This is a genomic window from Bacillus sp. BPN334, from assembly GCF_008368885.1.
Classification (GTDB): domain Bacteria; phylum Bacillota; class Bacilli; order Bacillales; family Bacillaceae_G; genus Bacillus_A; species Bacillus_A wiedmannii.
In genome coordinates this window covers 67,739-85,978 of sequence record NZ_QOZW01000012.1, presented here as the reverse complement: position 1 = coordinate 85,978, position 18,240 = coordinate 67,739, and the positions used below count along the sequence as shown (strand labels likewise).

Annotated in this window: 25 protein-coding genes, 1 pseudogene and 1 riboswitch; of the genes and pseudogenes, 24 read left to right on the top strand and 2 right to left on the bottom strand. The window is 35.1% G+C overall.

Translation table 11 applies throughout. The features are described 5' to 3' along the window. Positions 1–87 precede the first annotated feature (87 nt). From DN393_RS18205 to DN393_RS18160, 10 genes are all read left to right on the top strand, one after another. Positions 88–1,872, top strand: coding sequence for an acyl-CoA dehydrogenase family protein (locus tag DN393_RS18205; protein ID WP_000416287.1), 1,785 nt, complete (start codon positions 88–90; stop codon positions 1,870–1,872). A gap of 149 nt (positions 1,873–2,021) precedes the next feature. Beyond that, on the top strand, positions 2,022–2,744 hold the full coding sequence (locus tag DN393_RS18200) for an MBL fold metallo-hydrolase (protein WP_098111104.1): 723 nt from the start codon (positions 2,022–2,024) through the stop codon (positions 2,742–2,744). A 3-nt stretch (positions 2,745–2,747) separates the two neighbouring features. Further along, positions 2,748–3,305, top strand: coding sequence for a TetR/AcrR family transcriptional regulator (locus tag DN393_RS18195; protein ID WP_064476269.1), 558 nt, complete (start codon positions 2,748–2,750; stop codon positions 3,303–3,305). 175 nt (positions 3,306–3,480) lie between these two features. After that, positions 3,481–3,708: a helix-turn-helix transcriptional regulator gene (locus DN393_RS18190; RefSeq protein WP_064476270.1), complete on the top strand. Its 228-nt coding sequence runs from the start codon at positions 3,481–3,483 to the stop codon at positions 3,706–3,708. Continuing rightward, entirely contained in the window at positions 3,705–3,992 is a 288-nt protein-coding gene (locus DN393_RS18185; RefSeq protein WP_064476271.1) for a DUF2178 domain-containing protein, read from the top strand. Before DN393_RS18190 ends, DN393_RS18185 begins: the two co-directional genes overlap by 4 nt. Before the next feature lie 417 nt (positions 3,993–4,409). Then, the gene (locus DN393_RS18180; RefSeq protein WP_064476272.1) at positions 4,410–5,123 is read left to right on the top strand and encodes a CPBP family intramembrane glutamic endopeptidase; all 714 of its coding nucleotides are present in this window, start codon (positions 4,410–4,412) and stop codon (positions 5,121–5,123) included. Positions 5,124–5,269: 146 nt separating this feature from the next. After that, entirely contained in the window at positions 5,270–5,455 is a 186-nt protein-coding gene (locus tag DN393_RS18175; RefSeq protein WP_001180550.1) for a hypothetical protein, read from the top strand. Positions 5,456–5,468: 13 nt separating this feature from the next. Beyond that, entirely contained in the window at positions 5,469–5,717 is a 249-nt protein-coding gene (locus DN393_RS18170; RefSeq protein WP_001002991.1) for a spore coat protein, read from the top strand. A 292-nt stretch (positions 5,718–6,009) separates the two neighbouring features. Beyond that, a complete protein-coding gene (locus DN393_RS18165; RefSeq protein WP_064476273.1) occupies positions 6,010–6,960 on the top strand; it encodes an L-lactate dehydrogenase in 951 nt (316 codons plus the stop codon). A 22-nt stretch (positions 6,961–6,982) separates the two neighbouring features. After that, on the top strand, positions 6,983–7,996 hold the full coding sequence (locus tag DN393_RS18160) for a PTS sugar transporter subunit IIC (protein ID WP_064476274.1): 1,014 nt from the start codon (positions 6,983–6,985) through the stop codon (positions 7,994–7,996). 43 nt (positions 7,997–8,039) lie between these two features. On the opposite strand, the gene DN393_RS18155 is transcribed toward DN393_RS18160, so the two are convergent. Then, positions 8,040–8,687, bottom strand: coding sequence for a phosphatase PAP2 family protein (locus tag DN393_RS18155; RefSeq protein ID WP_064476275.1), 648 nt, complete (start codon positions 8,685–8,687; stop codon positions 8,040–8,042). 143 nt (positions 8,688–8,830) lie between these two features. Here DN393_RS18155 and DN393_RS18150 point away from each other — a divergent pair, with 143 nt between their 5' ends. Beyond that, on the top strand, positions 8,831–9,358 hold the full coding sequence (locus DN393_RS18150) for a hypothetical protein (RefSeq protein WP_064476276.1): 528 nt from the start codon (positions 8,831–8,833) through the stop codon (positions 9,356–9,358). Between the two features lie 55 nt (positions 9,359–9,413). After that, positions 9,414–9,566: a hypothetical protein gene (locus DN393_RS18145; RefSeq protein ID WP_002034624.1), complete on the top strand. Its 153-nt coding sequence runs from the start codon at positions 9,414–9,416 to the stop codon at positions 9,564–9,566. Positions 9,567–9,839: 273 nt separating this feature from the next. Here the strand turns inward: DN393_RS18145 and DN393_RS18140 are convergent, their stop codons facing one another. Continuing rightward, positions 9,840–10,229 carry a hypothetical protein gene (locus tag DN393_RS18140; protein ID WP_088046852.1) on the bottom strand — a complete coding sequence of 130 codons (390 nt, stop codon included), beginning with the start codon at positions 10,227–10,229 and terminating at the stop codon, positions 9,840–9,842. Between the two features lie 152 nt (positions 10,230–10,381). On the opposite strand from DN393_RS18140, the gene DN393_RS18135 reads away from it, so the two are divergent. The 12 genes and pseudogenes from DN393_RS18135 to metQ (DN393_RS18075) all read left to right on the top strand — a co-directional run bounded on the left by DN393_RS18135 (position 10,382) and on the right by metQ (DN393_RS18075) (position 18,198). Continuing rightward, a complete protein-coding gene (locus DN393_RS18135; protein ID WP_141530027.1) occupies positions 10,382–10,771 on the top strand; it encodes a hypothetical protein in 390 nt (129 codons plus the stop codon). Between the two features lie 290 nt (positions 10,772–11,061). Continuing rightward, positions 11,062–11,271 (top strand): annotated as a pseudogene (locus DN393_RS18130) (hypothetical protein); the annotation flags it as partial. Positions 11,272–11,391: 120 nt separating this feature from the next. Further along, positions 11,392–11,634 (top strand): DUF3937 family protein, encoded by a 243-nt coding sequence (locus DN393_RS18120; protein ID WP_141525236.1) that lies wholly within the window; start codon positions 11,392–11,394, stop codon positions 11,632–11,634. A 528-nt stretch (positions 11,635–12,162) separates the two neighbouring features. Further along, positions 12,163–12,528: an arsenate reductase family protein gene (locus DN393_RS18115; protein WP_002129756.1), complete on the top strand. Its 366-nt coding sequence runs from the start codon at positions 12,163–12,165 to the stop codon at positions 12,526–12,528. A 41-nt stretch (positions 12,529–12,569) separates the two neighbouring features. Continuing rightward, positions 12,570–12,953 (top strand): glycine cleavage system protein GcvH, encoded by a 384-nt coding sequence (gene gcvH, locus DN393_RS18110; protein ID WP_088046856.1) that lies wholly within the window; start codon positions 12,570–12,572, stop codon positions 12,951–12,953. A 256-nt stretch (positions 12,954–13,209) separates the two neighbouring features. Continuing rightward, on the top strand, positions 13,210–13,554 hold the full coding sequence (locus DN393_RS18105; protein WP_000640866.1) for a toprim domain-containing protein: 345 nt from the start codon (positions 13,210–13,212) through the stop codon (positions 13,552–13,554). A 3-nt stretch (positions 13,555–13,557) separates the two neighbouring features. Beyond that, positions 13,558–13,866, top strand: coding sequence for a thioredoxin family protein (locus tag DN393_RS18100; RefSeq protein ID WP_081257354.1), 309 nt, complete (start codon positions 13,558–13,560; stop codon positions 13,864–13,866). 154 nt (positions 13,867–14,020) lie between these two features. Beyond that, positions 14,021–14,365 (top strand): hypothetical protein, encoded by a 345-nt coding sequence (locus tag DN393_RS18095; RefSeq protein ID WP_064476281.1) that lies wholly within the window; start codon positions 14,021–14,023, stop codon positions 14,363–14,365. Between the two features lie 125 nt (positions 14,366–14,490). After that, positions 14,491–14,598: riboswitch (SAM riboswitch) on the top strand. Between the two features lie 201 nt (positions 14,599–14,799). Further along, positions 14,800–15,825 (top strand): methionine ABC transporter ATP-binding protein, encoded by a 1,026-nt coding sequence (locus tag DN393_RS18090; RefSeq protein ID WP_000601755.1) that lies wholly within the window; start codon positions 14,800–14,802, stop codon positions 15,823–15,825. Beyond that, positions 15,818–16,483: a methionine ABC transporter permease gene (locus DN393_RS18085; protein ID WP_000359328.1), complete on the top strand. Its 666-nt coding sequence runs from the start codon at positions 15,818–15,820 to the stop codon at positions 16,481–16,483. The genes DN393_RS18090 and DN393_RS18085 overlap by 8 nt, the downstream gene beginning before the upstream one ends. A 23-nt stretch (positions 16,484–16,506) precedes the next feature. Then, positions 16,507–17,319, top strand: a complete 813-nt coding sequence (metQ, locus tag DN393_RS18080; RefSeq protein WP_088046857.1) for a methionine ABC transporter substrate-binding lipoprotein MetQ — start codon at positions 16,507–16,509, stop codon at positions 17,317–17,319. 72 nt (positions 17,320–17,391) lie between these two features. Beyond that, positions 17,392–18,198: a methionine ABC transporter substrate-binding lipoprotein MetQ gene (gene metQ / locus DN393_RS18075; protein ID WP_088046858.1), complete on the top strand. Its 807-nt coding sequence runs from the start codon at positions 17,392–17,394 to the stop codon at positions 18,196–18,198. Positions 18,199–18,240 lie beyond the last annotated feature (42 nt).

The window sequence follows — 18,240 nt, the reverse complement described above, 5'->3', positions numbered from 1 at the left end:
ACAAAGGTTTATAAAAAATAAAATTGAGAGCCAGCTTCTTTCAAAAAGAAAGGAGCGGCTTATGAAAATATGAAGGAGGAAATTTTCATGGAAAAAACAGTAGGAAATGCGGTTAAAGGCGGTAGCTTTTTAGTTGATGAGATTACGATTGATCAAGTGTTTACGCCAGAGGATTTTTCATCTGAGCATAAAATGATTGCAAAAACGACAGAGGACTTTATCGTAAATGAAGTTCTTCCAGAGCTTGAATATTTAGAGCAACACGAGTTTGATCGTTCTGTTCGCCTTTTAAAAGAAGCTGGGGAACTTGGTTTATTAGGCGCTGACGTACCAGAAGAGTACGGCGGAATTGGCCTTGATAAAGTAAGCTCAGCGTTAATCGCAGAGAAATTCTCTCGCGCTGGTGGTTTTGCAATTACTCACGGTGCTCACGTAGGTATCGGATCTTTACCAATCGTTTTATTTGGTAACGAAGAGCAAAAGAAAAAGTATTTACCATTACTTGCAACTGGTGAAAAATTAGCGGCATACGCATTAACAGAGCCAGGTTCAGGGTCTGATGCATTAGGTGCGAAAACAACTGCACGTTTAAATGCAGAAGGTACACATTACGTATTAAATGGTGAAAAACAATGGATTACAAACTCTGCATTCGCTGACGTATTTATCGTATACGCAAAAATTGATGGAGAGCACTTCTCTGCATTTATCGTAGAGAAAGAATATGCTGGCGTATCTACAAGCCCAGAAGAAAAGAAAATGGGTATTAAATGTTCTTCAACTCGTACGTTAATTTTAGAAGATGCATTAGTACCGAAAGAAAACTTACTTGGTGAAATCGGTAAAGGTCATATTATCGCGTTCAACATTTTAAATATCGGCCGTTATAAATTAGGTGTTGGTACAGTTGGATCTGCGAAACGTGCAGTAGAAATTTCAGCACAATATGCAAACCAACGTCAACAGTTCAAACAACCAATCGCTCGCTTCCCATTAATTCAAGAGAAACTTGCGAACATGGCAGCGAAAACATATGCAGCTGAAAGCTCTGTATACCGTACAGTAGGTTTATTCGAAAGCCGCATGAGCACATTATCTGAAGAGGAAGTAAAGGACGGTAAAGCAGTAGCAGCTTCTATCGCTGAATATGCAATCGAGTGCTCTTTAAATAAAGTATTCGGTTCTGAAGTACTAGATTATACAGTAGATGAAGGTGTTCAAATTCACGGTGGTTACGGATTTATGGCAGAGTACGAGATTGAAAGAATGTACCGCGATTCTCGTATTAACCGTATTTTCGAAGGAACGAACGAAATTAACCGCCTAATCGTACCAGGTACGTTCTTACGTAAAGCGATGAAAGGTGAATTACCACTTCTTCAAAAAGCACAAAAATTACAAGAAGAGTTAATGATGATGATGCCAGAAGAAGTAGGCGATGAGCCATTAGCACTTCAAAAATATTTAGTAACTAACGCGAAGAAAATCGGCTTAATGGTAGCTGGATTAGCTGCTCAAAAATACGGTAAAGCATTAGATAAAGAGCAAGAAATTCTTGTGAATATCGCTGATATCGTAAGCAACCTTTACGCAATGGAGTCAGCTGTTCTTCGTACAGAAAAAGCAATTAAAACAACTGGTCTTGAAAAGAATAAACAAAAAGTGTTATACACTGAAGTATTCTGTCAAGAAGCATTCAACGAAATCGAAGCAGATGCGAAAGAAACACTTATCGCAGTTGAAAACGGCGACATGCTGCGCATGATGTTATCATCATTACGTAAATTAACTCGCCACACACCACTTAACGTAATTCCGAAGAAGCGTGAAATTGCTGCGAAAATTTTAGAAGATGAGCGTTACACAGTTTAATAGGTGTAAAGAACAGTAGTCGTATAAACGGCTACTGTTCTTTTTTTTTTTTTTTTTTGCAAAAATGAAAATTTTAGTGTCATAAAACTAATACCATTAGTATAATGAAACTAATAGCATTAGTTTTATTCAGAAAGGGAGCTGGAAATATGAGAGTGATACATGAAAAAACGGTATACCAATTGTCATTTTTGCCAAGAGTGTTTCCTGTGAATTGTTACTTTGTCGAGGAAGAAGATGGTTTAACTTTAATTGATGCGGCTTTGCCATATAGCGCGAAAGGAATTTTACAGGTGGCTGAGAAAATAGGGAAGCCAATTACTAAGATTGTATTAACACATGCGCATGATGATCATATTGGTGCATTAGACGCATTAAAGGAAGTGCTTCCTAATGTTCCAGTCTATATTTCTAAGCGGGACGCAAAGCTTTTAGAAGGAGATACGAAGTTACAAAAGGATGAACCGAATATGCCGATAAAAGGCGGTGTACCTAAAAAGATAAAAACGGTACCTGATGTTTTATTGGAAGATGGCGACCGAGTTGGATCGCTTCTTGCGATTATGACACCGGGACATACGCCAGGATCCATGTCGTTCCTTGATGTAAGAAATAAAGCTCTTATTGTCGGGGATGCCTTCCAAACAAGAGGAGGTATGGCTGTTTCGGGACAAATGAAATTTTGGTTTCCGTTTCCTGCGATGGCAACGTGGAGCAAAGAAATATCACTACAAAGTGCAGAGAAGTTAAGCGAATATGAGCCTTCCTTGCTTGCGACAGGACATGGGAAAATGATAAAGGATCCAGGCACTGTCATAAAACTTGCTATTAAGGAAGCTAAGCGGAATATAGAAAGTAGGAAAGAAGGTTAATTTATGTCACCGAGAATCGGACTTACATTGCAAAAAATTGTAGAAACAGCAGCAGAAATTGCAGATATAAATGGAATACAAGAAGTAACGTTAGCCTCATTAGCGCAAACATTAGGGGTACGTTCACCCTCGCTATATAATCATGTGAAAGGTTTACAAGATGTACGGAAAAATCTTGGTATGTACGGAATAAAACAGCTGCATAACAGACTGGAAGAATCGGCTGAGGGTAAACGTATGGATGAAGCAATTCATGCTTTAGGAGAAGCGTATGTAGCATTCGTCCGCAAACACCCTGGACTGTATGAAGCAACCTTTTTACGAGATGAAGAAGTAAGAAAAGCAGGTGACGGAATTGTAAAGCTTTGTCTTCAGGTTTTACAGCAGTACGGCTTAGAAGGAGAGAATGCACTTCATGCGACACGTGGATTCAGAAGTATTTGCCATGGATTTGCGTCGATTGAACAGCAGGGTGGATTTGGTTTGCCGCTAGATTTAGATACAAGTTTACATGTATTATTGGAAACATTTATTAAAGGATTACATGTAATGAGAGGTTGAATAGGAAGCGAGACAACCCGAAACCTTAGAAGCGATTCTAAGGTTTTTTAGTATATATGATTTCAAAAGAACGGTAGATGGATAAAAGTTCCATTTGGTGTTAAAAATAGTTTACATGATGTTAAAAATAAATTACAATTAAAATATAGAAAACAATGTAAAAAGAGGAGAGATTATGAAACAGAGTGGAAATTTACAAAATAATCTCGTTGTACTTAGAGCAGAAAAGCGCTGGTCACAAACAGATTTAGCGAACAAAGCTGGGGTAAGTAGACAAACGATCGCCTCAATTGAAGCGAATCGTTACAATCCATCTTTAATTTTAGCTTTTGAAATTGCACATATTTTCGGTAAGGAGTTTCATGAAGTTTTTCAATATAAGATAGAGGGGGAAACGGAATGAGTGTTGTAATAGGGATCATAATCTCAGTAGCAGGAATAATAGGTGTTTTATATTCAACACGTTTTCAGAAGAATGAAGGGGAAGATGAAAGAGGCGAGCATATTACAGGGAATGCAGCTAAAATTTCATTATTTGTATTTTTATTTCTATATTTAGTTATCTTTTTAATCGGGAATCTATATTCATTGACAGGCGAAGAGTATAAGTTAGCAAATGCATTTTTATTAGCTGGAGTACTTTGTTCGTATGCTTTAACTATTGTAGTTTTGAAAAGAAGATATTAGATGGAAAAGAGTCTCTAATGGTTTAGAGGCTCTTTCTTATTAAATGATATTATTTTGCAGGTTTGAAAAATGTATATATCGCTAAGAAAAAGCAAACGAAACTGAATGCGATAGGATCTTGATAGGGACTAGGTTCAGAGCCTTTCTGAATTTCTGTAAGGAATTCATGGGTTTTCATAGTCATTGCTCCTTTAACTAATAAGTTTTATATGATGCGAGGGGTATGGTGGATAGAAAGTTTTTTGAAACTTCATATAATAATTATTGTATAGCAATCTGATTCCTAAAACTATAGAATACAAAGTTTTCATAATATGTAAAATTGCATATTATTCTTTTGAAAGATTTGCTATATTATCTTTATATTTACATTAAAGGATTTTTGTTGAGGGAAATGAAAACAAATGGAGGAATATTATGAGTAAAACAGTGTTAGAAGCGTATAGTGCGGAAAGAAAAATAGAGAATATAACATATAAAAATCTATTTGTAATGATAGCAACCATTTTAGGATTCTTACTTCTGGGAGGATTATTCCTTGGTTTGGCTTTGGGGATTTATGGTGAGGAAGCGTTGCGTGATAATTTAGAGGGGTACTATTTCCTTTTAATAGATGCAGCTGTTGTTGCTATCGTTTTACTAGCTTATAAACCAGTTCTTCATTTTATTAAATCTATTTGGGATGTATCCGTTTTGAAGAATGGGAAGACATATTTATATCTATTAATTGGTTTTATAGTCATTGCGTTATCACAATATTTAATGTTACATGTGTTTAGTTTTGAAAGTGCAGAAGAACAGAAGGAACAATTAGGGAGCTTAGGGATTCAAAATAGCATACAAAGTATTATATATGTGTTAAGTGTTGCTATAATTACACCGATTAAAGAAGAAATTCTATTTCGAGGTATTTTATATCGATTTTTAGAAAAGAAATATAATTTTTTAGTTGGTATCATTATTTCTTCCTTCATTTTTGGAATTCTTCATGGAGGTCTTCTGATTACGGCAACGATTATGGGAATGGTATTTGCAATGTTATACAAAAAGACGCAATCTATTATACCTAGTATTGTTTTACACATTGTATGGAACTTACTTGTGAGTATAAGTATGATTGTGTCTCTATAAAAATAAATACATAACCAGTATAAAAGATGAATGGCTTAGCTATTCATCTTTTATTTTGTATGCACGTGAAAAAGTTAATTCATGTATACAATCAAAAAAGAGCTAAATACTAACAGTGAACGAATAAAGAAAGGTAGGAGTATTCTATGCAAAATTTAACAGAGCTTGAAGTAGAAAACTTACGCCATTTAATTGGTGGACATGCAACAATTATTAATAAGTTAGACCAGTATGCACAGGCTTGTACAGATCCACAACTGAAACAAATGTTACAAAAGGATGCGCAAGATGCACGAAATACGAAACAGCAATTAATGACTTTCCTAGGATAGGAGGAAACGACAGATGAATGAAAAAGATATGGTAAACGATTATTTAGCAGGATTAAATGCAAGTTTAACAAGTTATGCAAATTATATTTCTCAGTCTGATAATGAACAGTTACATCAAACGTTAATCCAAATTCGTAATCAAGATGAGATGCGTCAACGTAATATGTATGAGTACGCAAAGCAAAAGAGTTATTATAAGCCAGCTGCACCTGCTAACCCAATGATTGTACAGCAATTAAAAGGCCAATTAAGTGCAGAATAATGGGATGAAAAAACGGGCGAATGAAGTCGCTCGTTTTTTTGTTTTGTCCCGTAAAAGTACAATTGGTGAAGGGTGATTAAGGTTTCACTTTATATATGTCAATAAATATATAATAAATATTTTTCCAGTTGTAACAAATATGACGAAAATGGAATATAACAATTCGCAAAAAAGACAAAAAGTTTGCTCAATGATTCACAAAGTATCCATGGTTTATATCGTGGGAATCTATATAATGAGGAGTGTAAAGAACAAAAGAAATAGATTATATGATCAATTAGGAGAGATTGCTATGAAAAGAAATACAAGAAAAATTGCAATTATCGGTACTGGATTAGTTGGATCAAGTTGTGCATATTCCATTGTAAATCAAGGCATTTGCGAAGAACTATTATTAATTGATATAAATCATGAACGTGCAGTTGGGGAAGCGATGGATTTATCACACTGCATTAATTTTACAAATACAAGAACAAAAGTATATGCAGGAAGCTATGAAGACTGCAAAGATATGGACATCGTTATTATTACAGCAGGACCAGCACCAAAACCTGGACAAAGTCGCTTAGATACTTTAGGAGCGAGTGCGAAGATTATGGAAAGTATTGTTGGAGGCGTAATGGAAAGTGGATTTGATGGTATTTTCTTACTTGCATCGAACCCAGTTGATATTATTACATATCAAGTGTGGAAATTATCTGGATTACCTAGAAATCGTGTGATCGGTACTGGTACATCATTAGATTCTTCTCGCTTAAGAACAATTTTATCTGAAATGTTACATGTAGATCCTCGTAGTATTCATGGGTATTCTCTAGGAGAACATGGTGATTCTCAAATGGTTGCTTGGTCTCACGTAGCGGTTGGTGGAAAGCCGATTCTACAAATTTTAGAAGAGAAAAAAGACCAATTTGGTGAAATAGATTTAGATGAAATTGTTGAGAAGACTGCAAAAGCTGGATGGGAAATTTATAAACGAAAAGGTACTACTTATTACGGAATCGGAAATTCTCTAGCGTATATTGCGAGCTCAATCTTTAATGATGATCACCGTGTAATTGCTGTATCAGCCATTTTAGATGGTGAGTATGGTGAATATGATATTTGTACAGGAGTGCCAGCTATTATTACTAGAGATGGTATGAAAGAAATTGTAGAACTAAATTTAACAGAGGATGAAGAATCTCGATTCGCAAAATCAAACGATATTTTACGTGATTATATGAAAACAATTGGTTACTAACTTATAGGAGAAGGTGAAACAAATGAAGGAATATATAATGTCTCGTGTATTTAAAGCATCAGCTGGAATCGCACAAGGTATTTTCGTATCCCTTGGAATTGGTTTACTAATCGAAAATATAGGAAGAATTGTTGATATTCCAATGCTTATTACAATCGGGGTTGTTGCAAAATCACTTATGGCACCAGCCATTGGTGCCGGAATTGCCTTTATGCTCGGTGCAAATGGTCTTGTAATTTTCTCGGCTATGGTAGCTGGAGCGATTGGTGCCGGATCCATTTCCATTACTGAAGCGGGTCTAATCATTAAAACAGGTGAACCAATCGGTGCATTATTAACAGCAACTTTAGCTGTATATATTGGTAAACGTTTAAGCGGAAAAACTGCGTTAGATATGATGCTCGTTCCATTTGCAGCAATATTAGGTTCTGGTTTAGTCGGTATATGGTTATCTCATAATATTACTCCTGTGTTAAATACAGTTGGAGCATTCATTAAAGATAGTTCAGCTGGTAGCCCGTTCATCGCTTCTATTGTTATTGCAGTCGTTTGGGGACTATTACTTATCTCTCCAGCTTCATCAGCTGCGTTAGCGATCGCACTTAGCTTAGACGGTGTTGCAGGTGGTGCTGCTCTTGCAGGCTGCGTTGCTCAGTTTATCGGATTCTCTGTAATCTCAGCGAAAGAAAATAATTTAGGCGGTATATTAGCTCAAGCGCTTTGTACTCCGAAAGTACAGTTGCCAAATATCACTAAAAATCCAATGATTCTCGTCCCAACTGTCGTCGCCAGTGCTATAGTTGGTCCAGTATCTGCATTAATTTTCCAACTGGAAGCAGGAAAAGAAATTGCAGGTCTTGGATTAAGTTCTCTTATCGCACCAATTAATTTAATTTCTAGCGAAGGATGGGAAGTTGTCCCAGCGATGGTAATCACTTATATCATCATTCCAGTAGCTGTTTCTTATATACTTTACATTGCTCTTAAAAAAGCAGGTCGTATTCATTCTGGTGATATGACTGTACCGCAATCTTAAATTTTATATAGAGAAAAGCAGACTGGAAGCCACAGTCTGCTTTTTACATTTTGTGATTTTGTTTTACTGGAACACGTACAGTTTCTTTTGCTAATAAAAGCTGAACGCCGAAGTAAAGTATGCTTGCAAGCGTCATTCCAGAAATGGCGTCTACAAATGCGTGTTGCTTCGTAAATAGCGTTGATAAAATAATAAGCGTACCGAAGAAGGTAAGAATATAATATTCAAAAGCATGTTGTTCTCTACGTTTAAAGGCAGCTAGCATAATCACAAAGGTAGTAAGAACGTGAATGCTAGGGAAACAGTTTACCGGCTGATCGATACTATAAATATAGCGGACTAGTTCGGAAAATACGTCTGATCCAACGACTGTTGGACGTGGTACAGTTGTTTGCCAAAAATAATAAATAGAAAAACAAGCAAGTTTTCCAAAAATTATACTACTTAAAGTGACATAATATTGTTTTCGATCTGCAAAGCAATAATAAATAAGTGCGCCGTATAAGTAAGGAAACCAAAGTAAATAAGGAATAATAAATGCTTTCACAAATGGAATCCAATCATCTACTACAGTTGTGACATCTACTGCGTGTACAGTAGATTTATTTAATACATCGTAAAGGGGACTTACGAGTACGAGTAGAAGTATATAACTTAACGGAAGAAAAGATGAAAGTTTAAATTTCTTCATGATAATCTCCTATGTTTAGTAATGTAAGTAAATTCAATTGATTATAATATAGAAATGTCATTTGAGCTATCGATTTTACTTACATTTTCTTGAATTAACCTTACGTTTTCGTCACTTGACTTAAAAGAAGGGGAGGGTGCTAAATGAAGCGTTTATCGTATTTCTTATTTTTTATATTGATATGCCTAGTGAGTGCTGGGTGTGCAAAGGATAAAGAAGGAGAGAAATTAGAATATAACGGGAGAGCACTCGTAATTGGAGTTATTGGAGAAAAGCCGAAAGATACGTTTAGAAATATAAAGTTTGAAAATGTGAAGTTAGAGGAATTGGAAAAGAAATCTAAGGAAGTGGATGGTTTTCTAATAATGAAAGATCACTTTCAAGAAGCCTCAACAGAGCAGTATAAAGATGTATTTTCATCGCTAAAGAAACCAGTGTTTTTTATTGGTTTACAAGATAAATCATATTCAACTTTTATTACAAAAGGGATAGAGTATAACAGTGCACGAAAAGATGTAAATGCTATGTATACGCAAGGTTTTGCAAATATCGGAAGTGGTGAAGGACAACAATGGGCAGTTGGTTTATCGAATGGTGGAAATACAGAAGAAAGTATTCATAATATGTATATCGTAGTATTTCAAACAATTGCAGATTATTTGAATAGATGATGAAGGAGCCTGTAAACGAGGCTTCTTATTTTTTTATGTAGAAGCATATAACAATGTGATTGAGAAGCTCACGCAAGCTTTACAACGTATGCCAGATGCATTCGCGGCTGTAATGATACCGATTTATAATTTTATATCAGCTATTGCAGATTTAATTATAAAATTTAATAAAGCGCATCGAGTATTAGCTCGTTTTATCAAGGGATGATAATGTTAGTTCCACATCTCCCCCCTTGCGATTGGTATTGGTTTGTGGGCAAGTATGCAAGCAGCTTTAGCTTCATTATGGCCAATAAGCGTTCCTGTTGAGACTGGACTTGCGGTTATGAGTGGCTAAGGTATGGTTAGTGGCGTCTGCTTGAGCAGGAATTGCAGTAGGATATTCATATGCATATAAACATGTTTATTTATATACTCGCTTACTCTTTCTATACCTCACTACATCATAACGACTATGCCATAGTTATGTAATGGATTTCTGTTAAAAATTAGTATTAAATATCTTAATTGAAGTGCACTGCATTTCTACCCATTCATTTGTTATATCTTGCTCAATTCCTTCTAAATCAATTAGTATGATACTATCGTAGATATTTAGTGTTGCTAAGTTATCCTCACTGTTATAATCTAGCTTAGCAATTACTTTAAAGCCTTTACTATTCTGAATTATTGCATTTGCATTTTTATCTGAAAAGGTTATATTTGTATTCCATATAAATTCATCATCTATATGTATTTCTACATTATAGTTTTCGTTTTTTTCTGGCTTATCCCCATCACACTCAGCGATAAATGGATTGCTATCTACTTGAACTAAAACTTTATATCCATCTAATAATTTTTCTGATATATCCACTATTTTAATATCCATTGCTTATTACTCCTTTTTATTTTTAATATGGTACTCTAACAAGGGGATTGTCAACATTCATTACGTTATTTACGGGGACAAAGATCCATTTTTCTTTATGAAAGAAAAAATGTAAATAAGAGGATATGTATTGTGAGGATAAGGGGGGAATGATGTTGAAAACTATTAAAAATACATTATTATTTGTTCTATGTTTGGTAGTTCTTAGTGGTTGTTTTACAAGAGAGGGAACGATTGTTGGTGGTAAGGTTCATGGAGGTTCAAATAGTATAGATGGAAAGTATAAAAGTTTCACAGGTTTTGCAACTCAAGATATGGATGTAAAAAAAGGTGAAAGCTGGATATTTATCTTTGATGATAAAACGAAGCAAGGAACCATAAAGGCTTATGTTTTAGATTCAAATGATAATACAATACTGGAAGTTAATAGTGGAAACAGTAAAAATAATATTAAAGTGTCTAAAGATGATACATATAAAGTTAAAATTATAACAGAAGAACATGGTGGAGAATTTGAAATATCATGGAAAAAAGAAAAGTAGTTAAGTTAATGAGTATCGGGCTATTATTATGTTCTTAGGATTCGAATACCTTCCAAAGAGATGGAGAAAAAGGAAAGTTTCAGAAAAGTTTCTGCAAGCAAAATTTGCTGATGAAGGAAAAGGGATTTTGATTATTACTTATGCTATAGATTTATATGTAATATCTATTCCTTTAAAAGTAAAGAAATATAATTCACTTTAATTTGTATTGAATATAGAAGTGATTATGCTATGAAAGTCATGTGTATACATGGCTTTTTCTTTGCAGTAATTTCTTACCTGTCGGTGCTATTGCATCCGTTGTAGCGTTATGCGGCGGGTTATTCATTATGGTCGGTGGCCAGGAACAGGGATTTTCCCTTATTTCAAGAGCTGGGATTGTCTATATGGTGGTTCAACTGATTCTGTTATTTATGCGATTACTTGTTGGGATTGCTAAAGCTATTTTGTCCTACACTAGTAGGGCTTTTTTATTAAAAGTAGTTCCTCAATATTCATGAAATATGCAAATGTACATATTGTATTTATTTGGATATTTTCTATGTTAAAATTAAATATAGGGATTTTTGTATATAACGAACTAAAATCAGAAATATCCAATGAATTTTGAGAGGTGTTATATGTTTAAAAACAAGAAATTAATTCGATTTGGTCTAACATTACTTGTATGTTTATGTGTAATTGATTTTACAATCAGTTATTTTCAAGCATATCTCGAATCAGCGGCAGGTATTAAATGGGTAGTCTCAGAAACTTGGAGAACTATTTTGTTAGATGCCCCTGAAAGTATATTGGTTATTTTAGGCGCAATTGCTTTATATGATTTCACAAAAGAAACATCTCCAAAAGACGCATCCATTTAAATGCGTCTTTTTTCTTTGCAGTAATTTCTTCAACATCATGGAATACTCTCACTATTACGGCCAAAATCGTTAGTTCCTTTTATCTGTACGCCTTTGTCACTTAAAGTGTTTCCGGGTTCTGTGATTATAGGCTGAAATGGTTAAATAAACGTTTGTTTAAGATGTATGTTCGGTAGAAAGAAACCGATGCAACTCAAAGGTTAACAAAGAAAAGTAGGAAATTAATCAAACGTTTGTTTAAGGTGTATGTTCGGTAGAAAGAAACCGATGCAATTCAAGGGTTAACAAAGAAAAATAGGGAGTTAATCAAACGTTTGTTTAAGATATATGTTCGGCGTGGGATGAGAAAAAAATTTAAAAAAATTATATATTTATTTTTTCTTAATAAATGGCGGAAAAATAAGAAAAATTTGCAGGATTATTAAAAATTATCACGAAATAAGTAAAAGTTTAGCGAATAATCGTTTGAAATAATAAAACGTTTTCTATATGATAAAGGTAAAGGTTAGTAAAAAAGTAGGTGAATTTATGACAGTAACATTTTATTCATATCCAAAGTGTGGCACATGTCAAAAAGCAAAGAAATGGTTTGAGGCAAACGATGTAGCATATGAGATGATTCATATTGTTGAAAATCCACCGTCAAAAGAAGATTTACGTAATTTACATGAGAAAAGTGAATTACCATTAAAAAAATTCTTTAATACAAGTGGAATGCGTTACCGCGAACTTGGTTTAAAAGATAAGTTAAAGGATGCAAGCGAAGACGAAATGTATGAGCTTTTAGCATCTGATGGCATGTTAATTAAACGTCCAATTGTAACAGATGGAACGAGTGTAACACTTGGTTTTAACGAAGAGCAGTTTGAAAGTGTGTGGAAAAAGTACCAATAAGGTATTTTTACATAATTAATACATTCACTGGAGGTACAGTCATGAGCATTCCAAATAATTTACGTTACTCTGAAGAACACGAATGGGTAAAAACAGAAGGTAATGCGGTTGTTATCGGTATTACTCATTTTGCGCAAGGTGAGTTAGGCGATATCGTATTCGTTGAACTTCCTGAAGTAGGTGCAACAATCGAAGCTGACGAGCCATTCGGAAGCGTAGAATCTGTTAAAACAGTTTCTGAATTATACGCACCTGTAAGTGGTAAAGTTGTAGCAGTAAACGAAGAATTAAGTGACCAACCAGAACTAGTTAACGAATCTCCATACGAGGGTGCATGGATGGTTAAAGTTGAACTTTCTGATGCAAGCCAAGTTGAGAAGTTATTAACTGCAGAAAAATATGCAGAAATGACAAACCAAGACTAATTATAGTCGACTAAAGGACAGCCTTTGTGCTGTCCTTTTTTATTTTGTGTTACATAATACATTTAAAATCGAGTGTAAATGAATAAGCTATTATGGGAATGAACGTTTTTCGGTAAGGTTTCATGTGGCTTCGTAATCTGAACGAGCCGCTTGCGCTTTTCTTTTGCAAAAATAAACAGGAAACAACATGAAAATAACGAATATACTATATACTAAGTTAAAGGTTGTATAGTATATGGTGATCGGGTGATGACATATGATTTATGTGGAAAAAGTCATTATTGTAGAAGGTAAATCAGATAGAAGAAAGATTGAATCTATTATTCGTGAACCGGTGGAAATTGTTTGTACAAATGGTACAATTGGTTTATCGAAAATGGATGAGCTCATTGATCAGTTTTTTGATAAGGAAGTGTATGTACTAGTGGATGCTGATGATGCTGGAGAAAAGTTAAGGAAACAGTTTCGAAAAGAATTTCCGCAAGCAGAGCATATTTATATTGATCGCTCGTACCGAGAAGTGGCAACTGCGCCATCTTCACACTTAGCAAATGTATTATGGGGAGCTGACATTGACGTTTATACAGAATATTTACGGTAAGGAATGATAGAAGTGATTGATTGGACAGGTGCCGAAGCTACAGCCCTAATAGGAAATGAAGAAAAAACAGTGTTATATGTGTATACACCAATGTGTGGAACATGCCAATTGGCAAAGAAGATGTTAACGGTCGTTGAGATGACAATTGAAGATTTGAAAATTGGAATGTTAGATTTAAATTATGCCCCGCATTTAGCGAAAGAGTATGGGATAGAAAGTGTACCGTGTTTACTTGTTTTTGAAAATGGGACACTCATGAAGAAGATATATGCATTTCATTCGGTTGAATATTTATATACGGAATTAAAGTAGGCGGCAAAGTTTTTGCCGCCTCGACATATTTCTCGGGAAATATGTCGAGATGCAGGGTGGCTACAGTATTTGTCGAGCGAAAGTAACAGGATTGCTCTTTAGTGAGAGGGAATGGTATGTGTAATAGAAAGTGATATGAAGGATGTGATTTAGGGTGAAATTATATTCTTTGCTGCAATCATTTGTAAATTACGCTAATGGTCAATATCATTTAGAGCCGCTTTTAAGACAAGGAGAAAGAACTGTTAATTTCCGCTTTGGAGATGAAAGTTGTTCGTTACAAATTTCAAGAGATTATATAGAGCTGCTACATGAGGAACGAGGAACGGAGCAAATCGTTTGTGTAGATGAGGAAGATGTAAAACAATTGGTGAACGGAAATGTACGATTGCAAATGTTAATGAACGATGGACGTGTACAATATTCGGGCACGTATCGAACGATGCTATTAGTTGAATCGATGTTTCATATATGTAAGCCGATGTCAGTGGGTGCTTAAAAGTCTGAAGTTTCTTTTTTTACGAAAATTTCTGTTGACATGGCGTATGGATATTGATACAATTCAATTCATAAAATATAGACAATTTCATAAATTACAAATCAGACGAAAATGTAATCTGATTTCTCTTATCAAGAGAGGTGGAGGGACTGTGCCCTGTGAAGCCCGGCAACCGTCAACTTATGTTGAAATGGTGCCAATTCCTGCAAAGCAAATGCTTTGAGAGATGAGAGAGAGGGATAATGTTGTTATATACGCATATAAACCTTTCTGCTTCTCTAAAAGCGGAAAGGTTTTTTTGTTGTTTGAATGTGGAGGACATTCAAATAATAAAAGTAGTGATAACGGTGGACTACACGCATTAAAAATAAAAAATTGCGGAGTCGACCAAAAATCTAGCTTCAGCGGCTAGAACAAAAAAAGGGGTGAACATCATGATCTTGTTAGAAAATGTAAAGAAAATATATAAAGCAAAAAGCGGTGATGTCACTGCTGTAGATAATGCCAATTTAAAAATAGACAAAGGTGAAATCTTTGGTGTTATCGGATATAGTGGCGCTGGGAAAAGTTCGTTAATTAGATTATTCAATCAGTTAGAGAAACCAACTTCTGGCCAAATTACAATTGCAAATCGTGTGATTTCAGCAATTACAGGGAGTGAACTTCGTAAGGCAAGGCAAGAAATCGGAATGATTTTTCAGCACTTCAACTTACTTTGGTCACGAACTGTACGCGAAAATATCGAGTTCCCACTTGAAATTGCAGGTGTCGATAAGGCGAAGAGAAGAAAACGCGTAGATGAGTTAATTCATCTTGTTGGATTAGAAGGAAGAGGAGACGCGTATCCATCTCAGCTAAGCGGAGGACAAAAGCAACGCGTTGGTATTGCAAGAGCATTAGCTAACAACCCACAAGTGCTTTTATGTGATGAAGCGACATCAGCTCTTGATCCAGAAACGACAGATCAAATTTTAGATTTATTATTAGATATTAATAAGCGTCTCGGTTTAACAATTGTACTCATTACACACGAGATGCACGTGATTCGAAAGATTTGTAATCGAGTGGCGGTAATGGAGAAAGGAAAGATTGTAGAAACGGGTCCAGTACTTGATGTATTCCGCAATCCGCAGAAAGACATTACAAAGCGATTTGTACAGCAGTTAACGGATTCTGAAGATACAAATGAAACGATTGAAAGTTTAATTGAAAAGTATCCAGATGGTAAAGTAATTCGTTTGCAGTTTATCGGTGAAGCTGTAGAAAGACCAGTACTTCAAAGATTAATGCAACGCAGTGATATAGAAGTTAGCATTTTGCAAGGAAACATCGCACAAACGAATAACGGCTCTTACGGTAGTTTAGTTGTTCATTTAAATGGTGAGGAAACAGCGATTCAGCAAGCAATAGAGGGAATACATCAAGATCAAGTAGAGCTGGAGGTGATTGCACATGGATAAGTTAATTGCAAATGTTGATTGGAATCAAATGTTAGAAGCAACTGGTGAAACGTTATATATGACGGCAATCGCAGCTCTTGCCACATTTGTATTAGGACTAATTTTAGGATTGTTACTCTTTATGACAGCGAAAGATAATTTATGGGAAAACAAAGCGGTTAACACGGGGATTGGAGCGTTCGTAAACATTTTCCGCTCGATACCGTTCATCATTTTAATCATTTTATTAATCCCATTCACAAAGATTCTGCTTGGAACAATTCTTGGAGCGAGTGCAGCACTTCCAGCTTTAATTATTGGAGCGGCACCATTTTACGCAAGAATGGTTGAAATTGCGCTTCGTGAAATTGATAAAGGTGTAATTGAAGCTTCGAAAGCAATGGGAGCAAAAACAAGCACAATTATTTTGAAAGTGTTAATTCCAGAATCGTTACCAGCATTAGTATCTGGTATCACGGTTACGACAATTGCTTTAGTAGGCTATACAGCAATGGCGGGAGTTGTTGGTGCTGGTGGCCTTGGAACGCTTGCTTATTTAGAAGGATTCCAACGAGGAAATAACGATGTAACAATCGTTGCGACAATTTGTGTATTATTAGTTGTATTTTTCATTCAGTGGATTGGTGATAGTTTAACGACTCGAATAGATAAACGATAATAAAAAATGGGAGGATATTTCAAATGAAAAAATTATTACTTACAGCACTTATTTCAACTTCAATTTTTGGGTTAGCTGCTTGTGGCGGGAAAGATAAAGATGAAAAGAAACTTGTTGTTGGTGCTTCTAACGTACCGCACGCTGAAATTTTAGAAAAGGCGAAACCGTTACTTGAGAAAAAAGGAATTGAATTAGAAGTGAAAAAGTTCCAAGATTACGTGTTACCAAATAAATCGTTAGCGGATAAGGATTTAGATGCAAACTACTTCCAGCACATTCCGTATTTAGAAAAAGAAATGAAAGATAAAAAATATGATTTTGAAATAGCAGGGAAAATTCATTTAGAGCCAATCGGTGTATATTCTCAAAAATATAAGAGCTTAAAAGAACTTCCAGACGGGGCGACAATTATTATGAGTAATTCCGTTACTGACCATGGACGTGGTTTAGCGATTTTACAAAAAGAAGGCATTTTAAAAATTAAAGACGGAGTAGATCCAGTTAGTGCAACTCAAAAAGATATTGCAGATAATCCGAAAAACTTAAAGTTCAAAACGGATATTGAGCCTGGTTTATTACCACAAGTGTATAACAATAAAGAAGGCGACGCTGTTTTAATTAACTCGAACTATGCAATTGATGCGAAATTAAACCCAGAAAAAGATGCAATGGCAATTGAAGGTGATGATTCTCCATACGCAAACGTATTAGTGGTTCGTAAAGGTGATAAAGATAAAAAAGCGATTAAAGAGCTTGTAGAAGTATTGCATTCTAAAGAAATCGAAGACTTTATTACTAAAGAATATAAAGGAGCGGTTGTTCCTGTAAAAGAATAATTGCTGAAAAGGGCTGGTGTATGCCGGCCCTTTTTTATAACTACATAACTATAAGGGAGAAGGGGACATCATATGAAAAAGATTCTACTGTCAGTTGTTACAGCGCTGTCTGTATTTACATTAGCTGCTTGCGGAGGGAAAGATGAGAATAAGCTTGTTGTAGGAGCTTCTAACGTGCCGCACGCCGTTATTTTAGAAAAGGCACAGCCGATATTAGAGAAAAAGGGTATTAAATTAGAAATTAAAAAATTCCAAGATTATGTTCTGCCGAATAAAGCATTAGCGGATAAGGAAATTGATGCAAACTACTTCCAGCACATTCCTTACTTAGATAAAGAAATTCAAGAAAAGGGATATAAAATTGTAAACGCAGGAAAAATCCATTTAGAGCCAATGGGCATTTATTCTAAGAAATATAAAAGTTTAAAAGAACTTCCAGATGGCGGAACAGTTATTATGAGTAACAACGTAGCGGAGCGTGGCCGTATGCTCGCATTGTTACAAAAAGGCGGCGTTATTAAATTAAAAGACGGTGTAGATGTTGTTAAAGCAACAGTAAAAGATGTTGTAGAAAATCCGAAAAACTTAAAGTTTAAAACAGATGTAGAGCCTGGATTGTCACCAAAGCTGTATGAAAATAATGAAGGTGATGCTTTATTCATTAATTCAAACTATGCAATTGATGCGAAGTTAAATCCAACAAAGGATGCAATTGCGATTGAAGGATCAGACTCTCCGTACGCAAATATTATTGCAGTTCGTAAAGGTGACGAGAAGAAAAAAGAAATTAAAGAATTAGTAGAAGTACTGCATTCAAAAGAAATCCAAGACTTTATTAATAAAGAATATAAAGGTGCTGTACTTTCGGTAAGTGAATAAACACAAGGAAAGGACTGGAAAATTCCCAGTCCTTTTTTCTTT

Bases quoted from the DNA above. Each gene is read 5' to 3' on its own strand.
- DN393_RS18205 (WP_000416287.1), top strand. From the start codon at position 88: ATGGAAAAAACAGTAGGAAATGCGGTTAAAGGCGGTAGCTTTTTAGTT.
- DN393_RS18200 (WP_098111104.1), top strand. From the start codon at position 2,022: ATGAGAGTGATACATGAAAAAACGGTATACCAATTGTCATTTTTGCCA.
- DN393_RS18195 (WP_064476269.1), top strand. From the start codon at position 2,748: ATGTCACCGAGAATCGGACTTACATTGCAAAAAATTGTAGAAACAGCA.
- DN393_RS18190 (WP_064476270.1), top strand. From the start codon at position 3,481: ATGAAACAGAGTGGAAATTTACAAAATAATCTCGTTGTACTTAGAGCA.
- DN393_RS18185 (WP_064476271.1), top strand. From the start codon at position 3,705: ATGAGTGTTGTAATAGGGATCATAATCTCAGTAGCAGGAATAATAGGT.
- DN393_RS18180 (WP_064476272.1), top strand. From the start codon at position 4,410: ATGAGTAAAACAGTGTTAGAAGCGTATAGTGCGGAAAGAAAAATAGAG.
- DN393_RS18175 (WP_001180550.1), top strand. From the start codon at position 5,270: ATGCAAAATTTAACAGAGCTTGAAGTAGAAAACTTACGCCATTTAATT.
- DN393_RS18170 (WP_001002991.1), top strand. From the start codon at position 5,469: ATGAATGAAAAAGATATGGTAAACGATTATTTAGCAGGATTAAATGCA.
- DN393_RS18165 (WP_064476273.1), top strand. From the start codon at position 6,010: ATGAAAAGAAATACAAGAAAAATTGCAATTATCGGTACTGGATTAGTT.
- DN393_RS18160 (WP_064476274.1), top strand. From the start codon at position 6,983: ATGAAGGAATATATAATGTCTCGTGTATTTAAAGCATCAGCTGGAATC.
- DN393_RS18155 (WP_064476275.1), bottom strand. From the start codon at position 8,687: ATGAAGAAATTTAAACTTTCATCTTTTCTTCCGTTAAGTTATATACTT.
- DN393_RS18150 (WP_064476276.1), top strand. From the start codon at position 8,831: ATGAAGCGTTTATCGTATTTCTTATTTTTTATATTGATATGCCTAGTG.
- DN393_RS18140 (WP_088046852.1), bottom strand. From the start codon at position 10,229: ATGGATATTAAAATAGTGGATATATCAGAAAAATTATTAGATGGATAT.
- DN393_RS18135 (WP_141530027.1), top strand. From the start codon at position 10,382: ATGTTGAAAACTATTAAAAATACATTATTATTTGTTCTATGTTTGGTA.
- DN393_RS18120 (WP_141525236.1), top strand. From the start codon at position 11,392: ATGTTTAAAAACAAGAAATTAATTCGATTTGGTCTAACATTACTTGTA.
- DN393_RS18115 (WP_002129756.1), top strand. From the start codon at position 12,163: ATGACAGTAACATTTTATTCATATCCAAAGTGTGGCACATGTCAAAAA.
- gcvH (WP_088046856.1), top strand. From the start codon at position 12,570: ATGAGCATTCCAAATAATTTACGTTACTCTGAAGAACACGAATGGGTA.
- DN393_RS18105 (WP_000640866.1), top strand. From the start codon at position 13,210: ATGATTTATGTGGAAAAAGTCATTATTGTAGAAGGTAAATCAGATAGA.
- DN393_RS18100 (WP_081257354.1), top strand. From the start codon at position 13,558: ATGATAGAAGTGATTGATTGGACAGGTGCCGAAGCTACAGCCCTAATA.
- DN393_RS18090 (WP_000601755.1), top strand. From the start codon at position 14,800: ATGATCTTGTTAGAAAATGTAAAGAAAATATATAAAGCAAAAAGCGGT.
- DN393_RS18085 (WP_000359328.1), top strand. From the start codon at position 15,818: ATGGATAAGTTAATTGCAAATGTTGATTGGAATCAAATGTTAGAAGCA.
- metQ (WP_088046857.1), top strand. From the start codon at position 16,507: ATGAAAAAATTATTACTTACAGCACTTATTTCAACTTCAATTTTTGGG.
- metQ (WP_088046858.1), top strand. From the start codon at position 17,392: ATGAAAAAGATTCTACTGTCAGTTGTTACAGCGCTGTCTGTATTTACA.